A 13775-nucleotide genomic window follows, 5' to 3' on the forward strand; every position below is an offset into this window, starting at 1 on the left:
CCGCGCTGGGGGCGACTTCGGCGTCCGTCCGGGCCACCGCGGTCAGGGTCGCCGCGCGCCGTGCGGTCAGGCGCGCGATCTCCCGCTCGTGGTCGAGCCGGGCGGCGGCCATGTCGACCACGGCCGCCGTGCGCTCGGCCGGGGCGCGCGCGATTCCCCCCAGATTGGTGTCGTAGCGGCCCAGCGGGATCGATCCCCCGATGATGACCGCCACATCGTTGGTTTCCCCGAAGTGGCGAAGGCCGGCCCGCCACCTCGGATCCTGCACGGCGCGGGCGCGCTCGACCCCGATCCGGGCCTGGCTCAAATCGCGCTCCGTCGCCAGCAACCGAAGATCGGGCGTGTCGGTGATCGCGCCCGTGAGGCCGACAGACGCGGGCTCCAGCGCCGACGCGGCAAGCTCGAAGACGGGGCCGCCACCCCAATAGGAGGCCAGGAGCGTCCGCGCCTGCTCAGCGGCGACCAGGGCCTGATCCCGGTCGATGCGGGCCTGGGCGGTGGCGGTGCGAGCGCGCTCGCCGGAGAACAGCGGATCGCGCGCCGCGCGCACCCGGCGCTCCACCTCGCCCTCCAGGCGCCGGGCCAGGGCCAGCCGGTCCTCCGCCACTGCGATCGCGGCCTCGGCGGCCAGGGCCTCGACCCAGGCCGTCTGCACCTCGGCCAGCCGGTCCAGGGCGCGAACCGAGGCGCGGCTCCGCGCCACCGCCAGTTCCGCGCGGGCCACATCGACGCGGGCCTCCCGCTTGCCGCCCCGTTCCCAGGTCTGCTCGTAGTAGAGGGTCGCCTCGGATCGGTCAGCCAAGCCGTATTCGCCGGTTCCGGCGACGTTTTCCAGCTCGGCGCCCAGGCTCGGATTGGGCCGAACCCCAGCTTGGCGGACGCCAGCCTCGGCGGCCCGCGTGCGGGCGGCTGCGGCGGGAAGGGAAGGGTCGTAAGCCGCCGCCCGGGTCAGGGCCTCTGCCAGGGTCAGGCTCTCGGCGGCGGCGTCGAAACCGGCCGTCGCGAACAGGAAGGCGCAGGCCGTCAGCAGGCGGCGGGACGGCGCCCAGGGGCGCACGTCGAAGGGTTTTGGCATGAAGGTCTCACGAAGCAGACGTGGATCGGCCCACGTCGGGCGACGTGGGGGCTCAGACGCTGGAGGTGAGGTGTTTGGGAGGGCGTTCGGGCCCAGGCAAGCCGCGACTGGCGATCAGATGATCGGACAGGAAGGCCAGGCGTTCGGTTGAACTCGCGCCGACACTGCGCCCCGGGTTCTCGCCGAGGATGCCCTGCGGGCCGTCGGCGTGGTGATGATGCCCGTCGCCCAGATCATGAATCCTCTCGGCGTCGCCGTCCTGGTGGTGGTCGTCAAAGGACAGGTCGCTGAAGGCGCCGTGCTCATGGTGCTGGGCCGGCTGGCTTTGATGCTGCAAACGGTCCAGCACGCTGGCGGCCGACGCGCTCGCATAGACCAGCGACAGCGCGATGCAGCACATCGCGATCACGGTCTTGAACGGCAAGGGCAGCGGGCGGATCACACCACAGCCGTACCGCGCCTGAAGCTGAGTCTCAAGGCTGGGTGGGGACCGGCGTCCAGATCACCTGGTCGATCCGCGCCGCGCCGGTGGCCAGCATCACCAGCCGATCGAACCCCAGGGCCGCGCCGCTGGCCTCCGGCATGACCGCGAGCGCGGCCAGGAAGTCCTCGTCGATGGGGTATCGCTCTCCATAGACCCGCTGCTTCTCGTCCATCTCGGAACTCAGACGGTCACGTTGCTGGGCAATGTCGGTCAGTTCGCCGAACGCATTGGCCAGCTCCACGCCGCAGGCATAGAGCTCGAAACGCTCGGCCACCCTTGGGTTTCCGGGCTTAGGCCGCGCCAGCGCCGCCTCCGCGATCGGGTACTCGGTGAGCAGTGTCGGCCGGCCCATGCCGAGGTGCGGCTCGATCTTCTCCACCAGAATCCGGGACACGATATCGGACCAGGTGTCGTCGTCGGCCACCCTGACCGGCGCCTGGGCCGCCAGCGCCGAACGGTCGACTGTTCCATCCGTGGCCACCGACATGAGCAGGTCGACCCCCGCCCACCGCTCGAAGGCCTGCGCCACCGTAACCCGCTCGGGCTCGGCGAAGGGGTCGCAGGCATGGCCCCGGAACCGCAAGCTCTCGGCGCCCACCGTCTCCGCCGCCAGGGCCAGCAGGCTCTGGCAGTCCGCCATCAGCGCTTCATAGGGTTCCTCGGCCCGATACCATTCCAGCATCGTGAACTCCGGATGGTGCAGGGGGCCACGCTCGCGGTTGCGCCAAACCTTTGCAAAATCAAAGATCTTCGTCTCGCCCGCCGCCAGCAGCTTCTTACAGGCGAACTCCGGCGAGGTGTGCAGATAGAGCTGGGAGCGCCGCCCGTCCGTGGTGATCGCCTCGGTGGCGAAGGCGTGCAGGTGGGCCTCATTGCCCGGCGAAATCGCCAGGGCCGCGGCCTCGACCTCGGTGAACCCCAGGCCGTCGAACCAGCCCCGGATGGCCTTCTGGATGGCGTTGCGCCCCAGCAGGAAGGGCCGGCGGTCCTGGTGGTTTTCGGGCCGCCACCAGGGCGAGGGCAGGGGAGAGGACAAGCGCAAGGCTCCAAGACACTGGCGATCCTGGCCCGGATCGCTATAGGAGCGCAGGAACCTAGCACAACGCGCCGGCCCTTGGCCCGCGCGACCAAAGGACGAATGACTTGCCAAAGGTATCCGCCAGCTCGCTCCGCAAGGGCGCCGTCGTCGATATGGACGGAAAGCTCTACGTGGTGCTCAGCGCCGAGAACATCCACCCCGGTAAGGGCACACCGGTGACCCAGCTCAACATGCGGCGCATCTCCGACGGGGTGAAGGTGTCGGAACGCTACCGCACCACGGAGTCGGTGGAGAAGGCCTTCGTCGACGAGCGCGACCACACCTTCCTTTACCAGGACGCCGACGGGTTCCACTTCATGAACCCCGAGAACTACGACCAGCTCACCGCCCCTGAGGACGTGATCGGCGACGCCGCCGCCTACCTGCAGGAGAACATGACGGTCCAGCTCTCGACCCACAACGACGTGCCGATCGCCATCTCCCTGCCGCGCCTGGCCACCTTCGAGATCGTCGACACCGAACCGTCGGTGAAGGGGCAGACTGCTTCGTCGTCCTACAAGCCCGCGGTGCTCTCCAACGGCCTGCGGACCATGGTGCCGCCCTATATCGCGCCGGGCACCCGCGTGGTGATCCTCACCGAGGACGGCTCCTACGTGGAACGCGCCAAGGACTAGGGGGCTGACCAGGACGGGTGGCCGAGTGGTTTAAGGCAGCGGTCTTGAAAACCGCCGTGGGTGAAAGCCCACCGTGGGTTCGAATCCCACCCCGTCCGCCAGGTCAGAGCGCCAAGACCTCTTCAATCGTGTTGCGCAGCTGGCGGTCCGAGAGCGGCTTGAACAGCACGGCCGCCGGGTGGTCGGTGTGGATGCGGGCCATGGTCGCCGGCTCCCGCGATCCGGTGACGAAGATCACCTTCGAACCCACGGTCTCGTAGATCGCCAGGGCGGCGTCAACGCCATCCTTCTCGCCGCGCAGGCGCATGTCCATCAGCACGATCCGGGGCCGGTGAGCCTGCGCCGCGGCGATGGCCTCCTCGGCCGTCGCCGCGATCGCGCAGACCGTCTGGCTCATTTCCTCGACTTGAAAGCGCAGGCCCTCGGCGATCAGGAACTCGTCCTCAACGATCAGGATGCAATCGTGAAGATCGTTCAAGACGCCACCGGCGACGCCAGGCGAATCTCGCAGCGCGTCCCATTGTTCGCGGTCACCGACATCACGCCTCCCATCTGCGAAACCAAGCCCTTGATAATGCTGGCCCCTAGGCCCGCCGCGACGCCGTCGCCGAGCGCGTCATCCGCAGCATAGCCGACGCCGTTGTCGGCGACGATAAGCGCGATGCGCCCGTCCGCGCCACGCTCGAGAAGGACATCGATGGTCCCCGGTCCGGCCGGGAAGGCGTGCTTCAACGCATTGGTCACCAGCTCTGTCACCAGCAGGCCAAGGGGGATGGCGAAGTCCAGGCCGACCTCCAGCGGTATCGCCTCGACGTTCAGTGCAATGTCCTGGTCGGCGCCGCCCTCCACGACATTGGTGGAAAGCTCCTGCAGGAAGGGCGCGACGTCGAAGGTGCTGAGGTTCGCCGATCCCATCAGCTGATGATGCACCAGGCCCAGGGCGTAGACCCGGCTGCGCAGACCCAGCAGGGCCGCCTTCGCCGTGGCGTCGGCAAGCTGCCTCGCCTGCATGACCAGCAGGCTGTCGACGACCTGCAGATTATTCTTCACGCGGTGATAGACCTCCCGCAGCAACAGGTCGCGCTGGGCCAGGGCCGTGGTCCGCGCCTCGACCATCGCTTCCAGATCCCGGCGCGTCTCCTCCAGGGCCGCTTGCGCTTTCCGGCGCTCGTCGATGTCTTCCACCACGCCGACTGAGAGCAGGGGCTCATTTGTGTCGGGGTCCCGTACGATGGAGCCCGAGAGGCGTCCCCAGACGGGTTGTCCGTCTCGGCGCAGATAGCGCTTCTCGCGGTGATAGGTGCTGACCTCGCCCGACAGCAGGCGTGCGAAGCCTTCCCTGCCATCGTCCCGGTCGTCGGGCCAGGTGAAGCTCCAGCCGTCCTTGCCGATCAACTCTTCCGGCTCGTAGCCCAGCATCTGGGCGAAAGCGCGGTTGACGCGGATGTACCGGCCGGTGAGCGGGTCTGTCTGAATCTTCCCCACCGCCGCCGCCTCGAAACTGGCGCGATACTCCGCCTCGTTCCGCGCCAAGGCCTGCTGCGCCTGGGAGCGTTCGGCCAGAGCCTTTGTCAATTGGGCGTTGGCGCGCTCGAGTTGCTCCGTGCGCTCGGCCACCCGGCGCTCAAGCTCGAGGTTCGATAGCCGCGCCTCCGCCTCACTGTCACGCAGGCGAAGGTTCAAATGCTCGAGTTGCGCCGCCGAGGGAAGGGCGGCGACGCGTGGGAGGAGCGGCCATAGGATTGCGGCGGTGGCGACGGAAAGGACAGCGGTGACCAGCTTGATCAACCCCTCCACGCCGTAGGCCGGCACCCAGAGCGTCAGGATCGCCAGCAGATGGGTGGTCCCGCAGGCCAGGATGAAGGCCACGAACAGGTAGGCCACCCAGCCGTACTGCAGGTCCGGCCGACGCCTGACCAATGCGGCGATGGCCAGGGGAATCGAGAAATAGGAGAGGCCGATCACCACATCGGAGCCGGCGTGAAGGGACGCCAGACCCGGCGCCCAGCTCAGGCAAAATCCATGCGGCGTCAGGCCCGAGGGGTTGAGAAGCCAGTCCCAGATCGACATGCCAGACCTCGCCTAAGATAGCAGGGCCCCCGACTGGCATACCGCCATGCGCGAACTTCGCCCCCCACTCGCGATGGTATATGCGCGCGGCGGATTCGGCGCAGGATTAACGGATTAACCATCCTCCTTAACTGTCGCTCAAAGCCTTACAGGCACTGTCGATGCCAGAACCACGTGCTGGGGGGTGCGTGGGAAGAAGGATCTGCGGCCATGAACGCCCATCGTCACCGCGCAATGGCGCGCAATCTCGTTCTCGTCCTGACGGCCGGCGCCGCGCTGGCGGCCTGCGCCACGTCGCAGCCGCGATTGGCCAGCCGGTTGGACACCACGGCGGGCCAGGTCCCGTCGGGGTCCGGGGGGCGATACAAGGTCGGCGCGCCTTACCAAGTGTCGGGCATCTGGTACGTGCCGCACGAGGATCCGCACTACAACGCCACCGGCACCGCGTCCTGGTACGGCAACGACTTCCATATGAAGCCCACCGCCAACGGCGAGACCTTCGATATGAACCTGGTGTCTGCGGCGCATCCGACCCTGCCGCTGCCCTCCATCGTTGAGGTGACCAATCTCGACAACGGCAAGACGCTGCAGGTCCGGGTCAACGACCGCGGCCCCTTCGTCGGCGGGCGGGTGATTGATCTCAGCCACGAGGCGGCGCGCCAGCTCGGCTATGACCGCAAGGGGTTGGCCAATGTGAGGGTCAAGTACGTCGGCCCCGCTCAGCTGGGAGGCCCCAATACCGGCCTGCGCTACGCCAGCACAACCGCGCCGGCGCCCGCCTATTCGTCGCCCAACTATGTTCCGCCAGCCTATGCCGCGCCGTTGCCGGCCTATGCGCCGCCGGGGCCCGTCGCCGTGGCCAGCGCCGGCCTGCCGCCGATCACCGGGGCGGCCATCTCTTCAACTCAGATTGCGCCGGTGTCCTCGGCCACGCCGGTTTACAGCAGCGCGCCCAGGGCGATCCCGGCCAGCGCCTACCGGATCCAGGCCGGTGCGTTCAGCGATCGAAGCAACGCTCAGCGCGTCGCTGACCAGCTTGCCAGCGCGGGCCAGGCCACCATCGAGCCTATGCAACGGGCCGACGGCGTCACCCTCTACAGGGTCGTGCTGCAGAGCGGCGCCGACGAAGGTGAGGCCTGGGGGCTGCGCGACAAGGTGGCGTCCTACGGTTTTGCCGAGGCTCGCGTGCTGCGGCCCTTCTAGGCCTCGACAAACCGCACGAACCGGCCATGTTGCGCCGGTGTCGCGCGGCAAGTTCATCACCTTCGAAGGCGGAGAGGGCGCTGGGAAATCCACCCAGGTCCGGCGCCTTGTCGCCCGCCTGCAAGCCGCCGGCGTCGAGGTGGTCGCCACGCGCGAACCTGGCGGCTCGCCCGGCGCCGAGGCCATTCGCGCCCTGGTCCTGACCGGTTCCGCCGACCGCTGGAGCCCGGTCACCGAGACCCTGCTGATGTACGGCGCCCGCCGTGATCACATCGAGCGCACGATCATCCCGGCGCTCGAGCGCGGCGCGTGGGTGGTCTGTGACCGTTTTTCCGATTCCACCCGGGCCTATCAGGGCGGAGCCGGCGGGGTAGGGCCAGAACTCATCGCGGCCTTGGAAGACCATGTCCTGGCTGAGGTTCGTCCGGATCTTACCCTGGTCTTCGATCTGCCCGTAGAGGTGGGCCTGGCCCGGGCCGAGAGCCACGCGGCGGCCTCGGGGCACGCCGAGACCCGCTTTGAGTCCAAGGGCGTCGCCTTCCACGAACGCCTGCGCGCCGCCTTCCGCGAGATTGCCGCCATTGAGCCCGACCGCTGCGTCCTGGTGGAGGCCGCCGCCGGGATCGAGGACGTCGAGGCCGCTGTTTGGGCGGCCGTTTCAAGCCGGCTGCAGGGCCATGGTTGAGGCCATTCCCCATCCGCGCGACGTCTTTCGCCTGCAGGGCCATGAGGCCGCCGAGGAATCGTTCGAGGCTAGCCGCGCGCGTGGCCGCCTGCACCATGCCTGGCTGCTGACTGGGCCGGAGGGGGTCGGCAAGGCCACCTTCGCCTATCGCGCCGCCCGACGGCTGCTGGGGGCCCCTTCGGCTCCCGAATACGGCCCCCTGGGCGCCGATCCCGGCCATCCGGTCAGCCGCCAGATGATGGCCCGCTCACATCCCGACATCCTGGTGCTGGAGCGGGTCGGCGAGGACGGCAAGCCCCGCAAGGTCATCCCGGTGGACGAGGCCCGCAAGCTTTCGGAGTTCTTTTCCAAGTCGCCCGCCAGTGCGCCGCATCGGGTGGCGATCATCGACGCCGCCGACGACCTCAACGCCAACAGCGCCAACGCCGTGCTGAAGACCCTTGAGGAGCCGCCGCCCAGCGGCGTGTTGCTGCTGGTCTCACATTCGCCGGGCCGCCTGCTGCCCACCATTCGCTCCCGCTGCCGTCGCCTGACCTTCCACGGTCTGCCGGAAGCCGAGACCGCCACCTTCGTCCAGACCCACGCCGGCGCCAACGCCGAGGACGCCATCCGACTGGCCCGCATGTCTGGGGGGGCGCCGGGCCGGGCCTGGGCTCTTGGCAACGCCGGCGCGGTGGCCATCGACGATGCGGCCAAGGAGTTGCTGCGCGACCTGCCGCAGCTTGATGAGGCCGCGGCCCTGTCCTTGGCCGACAAGTTCCGGGGCGGTGAGGGCGCGGTCCATTTCAACCTGCTGTTCGAGCGGCTGGCCGAGCGCGTCCATGCCCGCGTCCTGGCCCAGGCGAATGACGGCTTTACCGGTCTTGATCGCTGGGCCTCCGCGTGGGAGACGCTGCAGCGCCTGCCGCGCGAGGTTGAAGCCGTGAACCTCGACCGCGCCGACGCCCTGTTCACGGCGCTTTCCGAACTGCGTGACGCCGCGCGCGCTTGAGCCCGTCATGCTGATCGACAGTCACGTCAACCTGCACGCCCCACAATTCGACGAAGATCGCGACGCGGTGATTGCGCGCGCGCGCGCCGCGGGTGTCGGGCTGATGGTCAATATCTGCGACAAGATTCCCAATTTTCCCGCGGTCCGGGCGCTGGCGGATCATCCCGATATCTGGTGCACGGTGGGCGCCCACCCGCACGAGGCCAAGGATCACGCCGACCTCACCGCCAACGCGCTGATCGACTTCGCCGCCGACCCGCGCGTGGTGGGTATTGGCGAGTGCGGGCTGGATTTCCACTACGACCTCAGTCCGCGCGACATCCAGGCTGCGGTGTTCCGGCAGCACATCGTCGCGGCCCGCGAGACAGGCCTGCCCTTGGTGGTCCACACCCGCGAGGCTGACCCGGTGATGGGCGACATCCTGGAGGAAGAGCATGCCAGGGGCGCCTTCCCGCTGCTGATGCACTGCTACACCTCAGGCCCCGAGCTGGCGGCGCGATGCGCGGCGCTCGGCGCATGGTTCTCGGTCTCCGGCATCGCCACCTTCAAGGCCGCCGAGGATGTTCGCGCTGTGGTCCGCGAGATGCCGGCCGACCGGATCATCGTGGAGACCGACTGCCCCTACCTGGCGCCGGTTCCACACCGGGGCCGCCGCAACGAGCCCGCCTACCTTCCCGACGTGCTGGTCAAGCTGGCGGAGATTCGGGGCTGGTCCCGCGAGGAGGCCGAGCGACGGACCGAGGATGCCTTCTTCGCCCTGTTCAAACGGATTCCCCGGCCATGAGTGGGACGCTGGAGTTCACGATCCTGGGCTGCGGGTCCTCCGGCGGCGTGCCTCGGGCCGATGGCGACTGGGGCGCCTGCGACCCCTCCAATCCTAGGAACCGTCGCCGTCGCTGCTCGCTGCTGGTGCGGAGGACCGGGCCGACGCCGGAAACCTCCACCACCCTGATCGTCGACACCTCGCCCGACCTAGTCAGCCAGACCTCGGACGCCGGCGCCAAACGCTTGGACGCCGTGTTGCTGACCCACGACCATGCCGACCAGATCCACGGCATCGACGACATCCGCGCCTTCTTCATCCGCCAGCGCGCGCGCATTCCCTGCCATACCGATGAAGCGACGGCGGTCTCGGCCAGGCGGCGCTTCGGCTACATCTTCGAGGGGGAGGGCGGCTATCCCGGAATCGCGGACCTGAAACCCATTCCGCCGCACGGCGAGGCCTGGGACGTGGCGGGACCGTCGGGCACGATCCCGGTCGTGACGTTCGACCAGGACCATGGTGGCGTCCGCTCGGTGGGCTATCGGTTCGGCGATGTCGCCTATTCCAGCGACGTCGTGACCCTGGATGAGGCGGCCTTCGCGGCTCTCGCGGGCCTCGATGTCTGGATCGTCGACGCCCTGCGCTGGACGCCGCACCCTACCCACGCCCACGTGGAACGGACGCTGGAGTGGGCCGCGCGCCTGAAGCCGCGGCGTACGATCCTGACCAACATGCATATCGACCTGGACTATGAAGAGCTGAAGCTGAAGCTGCCGGAAAACGTTGAGCCCGCCTTTGACGGGTTGCGGTTTGAACATCAACTGAACGGCAATTTTTCCTGATGAAGCGGGTGCTTAAGCTGGGTTTTCTCGCGTCACGGAATGGCTCGTCGTTCCGCGCCATCTTTGACGCCATCGAGGCTGGGCGACTGGCCGCCGAGGCGTGCCTCCTCGTCAGCAACAACCGCAAGAGCGGCGCCCTGGCGTTCGCGGAGGACCGGGGCGTTGCCCACCTGTGCCTGCCCACCGAGCGCGACCCGGTCACCGCCGACCTGGCCCTGCGGGACGCTATGGTGGCGGCCGGGGTCGAGCTGATCGTGCTGTCCGGCTATCTGCGCAAGCTGGGGCCGGCGACCCTGACGCGCTATCAGAACCGCGTTCTCAACATCCATCCGGGCCTGTTGCCGGAGTTCGGCGGCGAGGGGATGTATGGGCGCCGCGTGCACGAGGCGGTGATCGCGGCATGCGCGGCCGTCAGCGGCGCTACCATCCACCTGGTGGACGAGGAGTATGACCGCGGCGCGGTCCTCGCGCAGCGGACCCTGGCGCTCGAGCCGGGTGAAACCGTCGATAGCCTGGAGGCGCGCGTCACCGCCCTGGAGCCGCTGTTCTTCGTCGAGACCCTGCAGGCGATCGCCGGGGGCGAGCTGGCGCTGCCCTAGATTTCCATCCCCGCGTGGTGGCGCAGTTCACGGCCGAACCGTCGGATCGAGATGGTGTTGCGGGTAATGTGATCGGTGAAGTCGGGGGCGGGGGACTCGAAGTTGGGCTTCAGAGACCCGTCGCGGCTGCTTTCCCGAACCAGGCCCCTGGCGATCAGGTCTTCGACCTTGCGGCGCACCGTCTCCTTGGGAATGCCGGTCGTCCGCGAGACGCCCGCGCGGGAAATGCCCTGCGCGTTCACCAGGCCCATCAGATCGGGATCGATGGCCGGATCGAAGTTATCGGCCCGAAACACCCGGCCGACGCTGGTGGCCAGGATCGTCAGGTAGACGATGAAGCCATTGTAGTCGGCGCCGAACTCCTTGTTCATGCTGCAGGCGATGCGCAGCAGCAGTTCAGCGGTGATGATCGCGGCGATCTTCTCGTTGGGCTTCAAGGCCTGTTCGCCGACGCTCATCCGGTGTCCCCCTGAGACAGTGAAGCTTGGCGTCTAATGGCATGCCCGGTGTCACTGTCAACGCTGTACCCAAAACGGGTATATGGTTCCGGCCATCCCGGCTCAGACACCCTCTGCCGGGGACCGCCCCGGAACGGGCAGGGGATTGCCCGCCGACTTGGCGCGCTTCTCGCCCCGCGCGATCTCCCGCCGCAGGTCGTCCACATAGATGCCGAAGTCCACCTGAATGGTGTGACGCTTGGCCTGGTAGTATTGGCCAAGGTGGGTTTCCTCATCCTTGACGATCAACCGCTCCATTTCGGCGAGGGGCGGTGGCAGGTATCGGCCGCCGAGATAGGCGGCGGCCAGCTTGCTCTGCTGCTCAGCGAAGTTCACCAAGGTCGGCAGGGGCTGGGCCAGGGCCATGTAGAACAGGTTCGGCACGCCGGGTTTCATCATCCGCTTGAACAGCGGCAGGCGGTGATTGGCGTCGGGGACCAGCTCGGGGTCGTCGAAGAATGGGAAGCGCATGTCGTAGCCGGTGGCAAAGACGATGGCGTCCACGTCCTCCACGGTGTCGTCGGCGAAGCGCACGCGCTTTCCCTCCAGCACCTTGATCGCCGGCTTGAACTTGATGTCACCGCAGCCGGCCCGGGTGAGGAACTCGCCGCTCACCGACGGGTGGGCCTCCAAGGGCTCGTGATCAGGCTTGGGGAGGCCATAATCCTCCATGTTTCCAAGGTTTTTCTTGATCATCTTGCGGGCCATCGAGAGACCCAGCTTGCGCGGCATCCAGCTGGGCATGGCCGACTTGTCCGCCGGCTTGCCGTTCATGTATTTCGGCAGCACCCAGACGCCGCGCCGGGCCGAGACCCAGAGGTTCTTGGCGATAGGCCGCTGGGCGAGCTCCGAGGCGATATCCATCGCTGAATTGCCCATGCCCACGACGACGACGTTCTTGCCCCGCATGTCGATGGGATCGAAGGGATCGGAATAGGCGTGGCTGTGGAAGGCCGGTCCCTCGAACGTGCCCGGATATTCCGGAATCCGCGGGCTCCAGTGGTGACCGTTGCAGACGAACAGCACGTCGTAGGCGCGGGTTTCGCCGGTGGAGAGCGTCACATCCCAGAGGCCGCCGGGCGTGCGCCGGGCCTTCTCGACGCCGGTGTTGAAGGTAATGGTGTCGCGTAGGCCGAAGTGGTCGACGTAGTCCTTGAAGTACCGCAGCAGCTGGGCGTGGTGTGGGAAATCGGGCCAGTCGGCCGGCGCGGGAAAATCCTCAAAGGCCAGGCGCCATTTGGAGGTGTCGATGTGCAGGCTCTCGTAACAGGCCGACATGCCGTTGGGGTTCTTGAAGTACCAGTTGCCGCCGATGTCGTCGGACATCTCGAAGCAGTCATAGTCGATCCCGAAATCCTTCAGCCGCTTCGCGGTCGTGAAGCCGGAACAGCCGGCGCCGATGATGCAGGCCTTGGGCAGCTGGCTCATGGCGTAACTCCTGGAGGATCGACTTTATACGAGCCTAGCCAGAGCCCGGAGTGAGCGTCAAAGGTCACGCCACGGCATTCCCCCGCGCTACCTTTCAATTTCCGATAATATTACTTAGGCGAGAGATGGAGTGAGCTCGCTGGTCATGCATTTCTCGCCTCCTAGACGCCCGCTGCGCAGATCGCCTCATAGGCGGCCTGCAGGCGCGCCAGGACCGAGGACTCACGCGCCGCAACGTTCAGGTGGCGCGCGCGCAGCTCGGCCATCAGGTCTTCCCACATGGGCGTTCCGCCTTCCTCGAGCAGTTGCGCCCGGATCGAGAGTTCCGTCGACGCCGGCGCGTGCCGTCGCCCCCAGGCGCCCATCTGGGCCAGCAGTGGCACCAGCTGAATGGCCGGTTCGGTCAGGCTGTAGATCACGCTCTGGCGATGCCCCGGGTCATCGGCCCGGGTCAGCAGTCCCGCCGCCACCAGCCGCTTGAGCCGATCGGCCAGCACGTTGGAGGCGATGCCCTCCTCCGACCGGGTCAGCAGCTCTCGATAACGGCGTCGGTCGCCGAAGATGACATCGCGGATCACGATCAGGCTCCAGCGGTCGCCCAACACCTCGAGGGTCAGATTGATCGGGCAACCCGAGCGATGTGCGTCCGGCAATGGGGCCTCCTACTGCTTGCAAAATAGGATCAGTCCATCTAGTCCGCAATGGCTTGTGATCTGCGGTCGGCCGGAGGCGCCCCATGTCGTTAACGCTCTATTCCCACCCCTTCTCATCCTACTGTCAGAAGGTTCTGACGGCGCTGTGGGAAAACCAAACCCCCTTCAGTTACCGGCATTTGGAAGAGCCTGGTGCGGGCGACGAACTCGCGGCGCAGTGGCCGGTGGGCCGCTTTCCCGTGCTGGTGGACGAGGGCCTGACCGTCGCGGAGTCCAGCATCATCATCGAGCATCTGGCGCTGCATCACCCTGGGCCGGTGCGGTTGCTGCCTGACGATCGCGCCGCCGCGCTGGAGGTCCGGTTCATGGACCGCTTCTTCGACCAGTACATCATGAGCGCGATGCAGAAGCCGGTGCTGGAGGCGCTGCGGACCGAGGGCGGCCGCCAGGAAGAGGTCATGGCCGAAGCCGTCCAGGCGCTGGGCATAGCCTATGCCTGGCTGGAACAGCGTCTGCAGGGGCGCGCCTGGGCGGCGGGTGACAGCTTCAGCATGGCCGATTGTGCGGCGGCCCCGTCGTTGTTCTACGCAGACTGGGTTCATCAGATCGGCCCCGATTTTCCGCGGCTGCGGGACTACCGCGCACAGCTGCTGGCGCGGCCATCTTTTGCGCGCGCGGTGGAGGAAGGCCGACCCTATCGGTCCTATTTCCCTCTGGGCGCGCCCGATCGCGACTGACGCCCGCTTGCGACCGGACGATGGCGGCGGCTTGC

Annotated in this window: 16 protein-coding genes and 1 tRNA gene; 9 read left to right on the forward strand and 8 right to left on the reverse strand. The window is 67.6% G+C overall.

Going from position 1 to position 13775, the window contains the following annotated elements; genetic code table 11:
• From Q7J39_RS17310 to epmA, 3 genes are all read right to left on the reverse strand, one after another.
• The coding region (locus tag Q7J39_RS17310) for a TolC family protein (RefSeq protein WP_304828087.1) at window positions 1-1075 on the reverse strand (1075 nt) is incomplete at its 3' end.
• A 52-nt stretch (window positions 1076-1127) separates the two neighbouring features.
• On the reverse strand, window positions 1128-1517 hold the full coding sequence (locus Q7J39_RS17315; protein WP_304828089.1) for a hypothetical protein: 390 nt from the start codon (window positions 1515-1517) through the stop codon (window positions 1128-1130).
• Between the two features lie 31 nt (window positions 1518-1548).
• Window positions 1549-2595, reverse strand: a complete 1047-nt coding sequence (gene epmA / locus Q7J39_RS17320) for an EF-P lysine aminoacylase EpmA (protein ID WP_304828092.1) — start codon at window positions 2593-2595, stop codon at window positions 1549-1551.
• Window positions 2596-2702: 107 nt separating this feature from the next.
• Between epmA and efp the strand changes: the two genes are divergently transcribed.
• Together efp and Q7J39_RS17330 are read left to right on the forward strand one after the other, a co-directional pair.
• Window positions 2703-3272 carry an elongation factor P gene (gene efp, locus Q7J39_RS17325; protein ID WP_304828095.1) on the forward strand — a complete coding sequence of 190 codons (570 nt, stop codon included), beginning with the start codon at window positions 2703-2705 and terminating at the stop codon, window positions 3270-3272.
• Window positions 3273-3283: 11 nt separating this feature from the next.
• A tRNA-Ser gene (locus Q7J39_RS17330) sits at window positions 3284-3373 on the forward strand.
• Window positions 3374-3375: 2 nt separating this feature from the next.
• Here Q7J39_RS17330 and Q7J39_RS17335 read toward each other — a convergent pair.
• Window positions 3376-3750 carry a response regulator gene (locus Q7J39_RS17335; RefSeq protein WP_304828098.1) on the reverse strand — a complete coding sequence of 125 codons (375 nt, stop codon included), beginning with the start codon at window positions 3748-3750 and terminating at the stop codon, window positions 3376-3378.
• Window positions 3747-5237, reverse strand: a complete 1491-nt coding sequence (locus Q7J39_RS17340; RefSeq protein ID WP_304828101.1) for a sensor histidine kinase — start codon at window positions 5235-5237, stop codon at window positions 3747-3749. The genes Q7J39_RS17335 and Q7J39_RS17340 overlap by 4 nt, the downstream gene beginning before the upstream one ends.
• Before the next feature lie 315 nt (window positions 5238-5552).
• Here Q7J39_RS17340 and Q7J39_RS17345 point away from each other — a divergent pair, with 315 nt between their 5' ends.
• The 6 genes from Q7J39_RS17345 to Q7J39_RS17370 are packed head-to-tail and all read left to right on the forward strand — an operon-like array spanning window position 5553 to window position 10425.
• Complete coding sequence (locus tag Q7J39_RS17345; RefSeq protein ID WP_304828104.1) at window positions 5553-6545, forward strand: septal ring lytic transglycosylase RlpA family protein; 993 nt, start codon at window positions 5553-5555, stop codon at window positions 6543-6545.
• 37 nt (window positions 6546-6582) lie between these two features.
• Window positions 6583-7230, forward strand: coding sequence for a dTMP kinase (gene tmk / locus Q7J39_RS17350; RefSeq protein WP_304828107.1), 648 nt, complete (start codon window positions 6583-6585; stop codon window positions 7228-7230).
• A complete protein-coding gene (locus Q7J39_RS17355) occupies window positions 7223-8221 on the forward strand; it encodes a DNA polymerase III subunit delta' (RefSeq protein WP_304828110.1) in 999 nt (332 codons plus the stop codon). Before tmk ends, Q7J39_RS17355 begins: the two co-directional genes overlap by 8 nt.
• A 7-nt stretch (window positions 8222-8228) precedes the next feature.
• Window positions 8229-9005: a TatD family hydrolase gene (locus Q7J39_RS17360; RefSeq protein ID WP_304828113.1), complete on the forward strand. Its 777-nt coding sequence runs from the start codon at window positions 8229-8231 to the stop codon at window positions 9003-9005.
• Window positions 9002-9826, forward strand: coding sequence for an MBL fold metallo-hydrolase (locus Q7J39_RS17365; protein WP_304828116.1), 825 nt, complete (start codon window positions 9002-9004; stop codon window positions 9824-9826). The genes Q7J39_RS17360 and Q7J39_RS17365 overlap by 4 nt, the downstream gene beginning before the upstream one ends.
• A complete protein-coding gene (locus Q7J39_RS17370; RefSeq protein ID WP_304828120.1) occupies window positions 9826-10425 on the forward strand; it encodes a phosphoribosylglycinamide formyltransferase in 600 nt (199 codons plus the stop codon). Before Q7J39_RS17365 ends, Q7J39_RS17370 begins: the two co-directional genes overlap by 1 nt.
• On the opposite strand, the gene Q7J39_RS17375 is transcribed toward Q7J39_RS17370, so the two are convergent.
• The 3 genes from Q7J39_RS17375 to Q7J39_RS17385 form a co-directional block, all read right to left on the reverse strand.
• Window positions 10422-10883 carry a hypothetical protein gene (locus Q7J39_RS17375; protein ID WP_304828124.1) on the reverse strand — a complete coding sequence of 154 codons (462 nt, stop codon included), beginning with the start codon at window positions 10881-10883 and terminating at the stop codon, window positions 10422-10424. The genes Q7J39_RS17370 and Q7J39_RS17375 overlap by 4 nt on opposite strands.
• Before the next feature lie 102 nt (window positions 10884-10985).
• On the reverse strand, window positions 10986-12350 hold the full coding sequence (locus Q7J39_RS17380; RefSeq protein ID WP_304828129.1) for an NAD(P)/FAD-dependent oxidoreductase: 1365 nt from the start codon (window positions 12348-12350) through the stop codon (window positions 10986-10988).
• Window positions 12351-12511: 161 nt separating this feature from the next.
• Window positions 12512-13003 (reverse strand): helix-turn-helix domain-containing protein, encoded by a 492-nt coding sequence (locus Q7J39_RS17385; RefSeq protein ID WP_304828135.1) that lies wholly within the window; start codon window positions 13001-13003, stop codon window positions 12512-12514.
• An 83-nt stretch (window positions 13004-13086) separates the two neighbouring features.
• Here Q7J39_RS17385 and Q7J39_RS17390 point away from each other — a divergent pair, with 83 nt between their 5' ends.
• Window positions 13087-13740, forward strand: coding sequence for a glutathione S-transferase family protein (locus Q7J39_RS17390; RefSeq protein WP_304828142.1), 654 nt, complete (start codon window positions 13087-13089; stop codon window positions 13738-13740).
• Window positions 13741-13775: the final 35 nt, after the last annotated feature.

The organism is Phenylobacterium sp., from assembly GCF_030651185.1.
Taxonomy (GTDB): Bacteria; Pseudomonadota; Alphaproteobacteria; order Caulobacterales; family Caulobacteraceae; genus Phenylobacterium.

What these genes read in the sequence shown, in the direction of transcription:
- Q7J39_RS17370 (WP_304828120.1), top strand. Translation starts at nt 9,826, where the DNA reads ATGAAGCGGGTGCTTAAGCTGGGTTTTCTCGCGTCACGGAATGGCTCG.
- Q7J39_RS17390 (WP_304828142.1), top strand. Translation starts at nt 13,087, where the DNA reads ATGTCGTTAACGCTCTATTCCCACCCCTTCTCATCCTACTGTCAGAAG.
- Q7J39_RS17345 (WP_304828104.1), top strand. Translation starts at nt 5,553, where the DNA reads ATGAACGCCCATCGTCACCGCGCAATGGCGCGCAATCTCGTTCTCGTC.
- Q7J39_RS17365 (WP_304828116.1), top strand. Translation starts at nt 9,002, where the DNA reads ATGAGTGGGACGCTGGAGTTCACGATCCTGGGCTGCGGGTCCTCCGGC.
- Q7J39_RS17375 (WP_304828124.1), bottom strand. Translation starts at nt 10,883, where the DNA reads ATGAGCGTCGGCGAACAGGCCTTGAAGCCCAACGAGAAGATCGCCGCG.
- Q7J39_RS17355 (WP_304828110.1), top strand. Translation starts at nt 7,223, where the DNA reads ATGGTTGAGGCCATTCCCCATCCGCGCGACGTCTTTCGCCTGCAGGGC.
- Q7J39_RS17360 (WP_304828113.1), top strand. Translation starts at nt 8,229, where the DNA reads ATGCTGATCGACAGTCACGTCAACCTGCACGCCCCACAATTCGACGAA.
- Q7J39_RS17380 (WP_304828129.1), bottom strand. Translation starts at nt 12,350, where the DNA reads ATGAGCCAGCTGCCCAAGGCCTGCATCATCGGCGCCGGCTGTTCCGGC.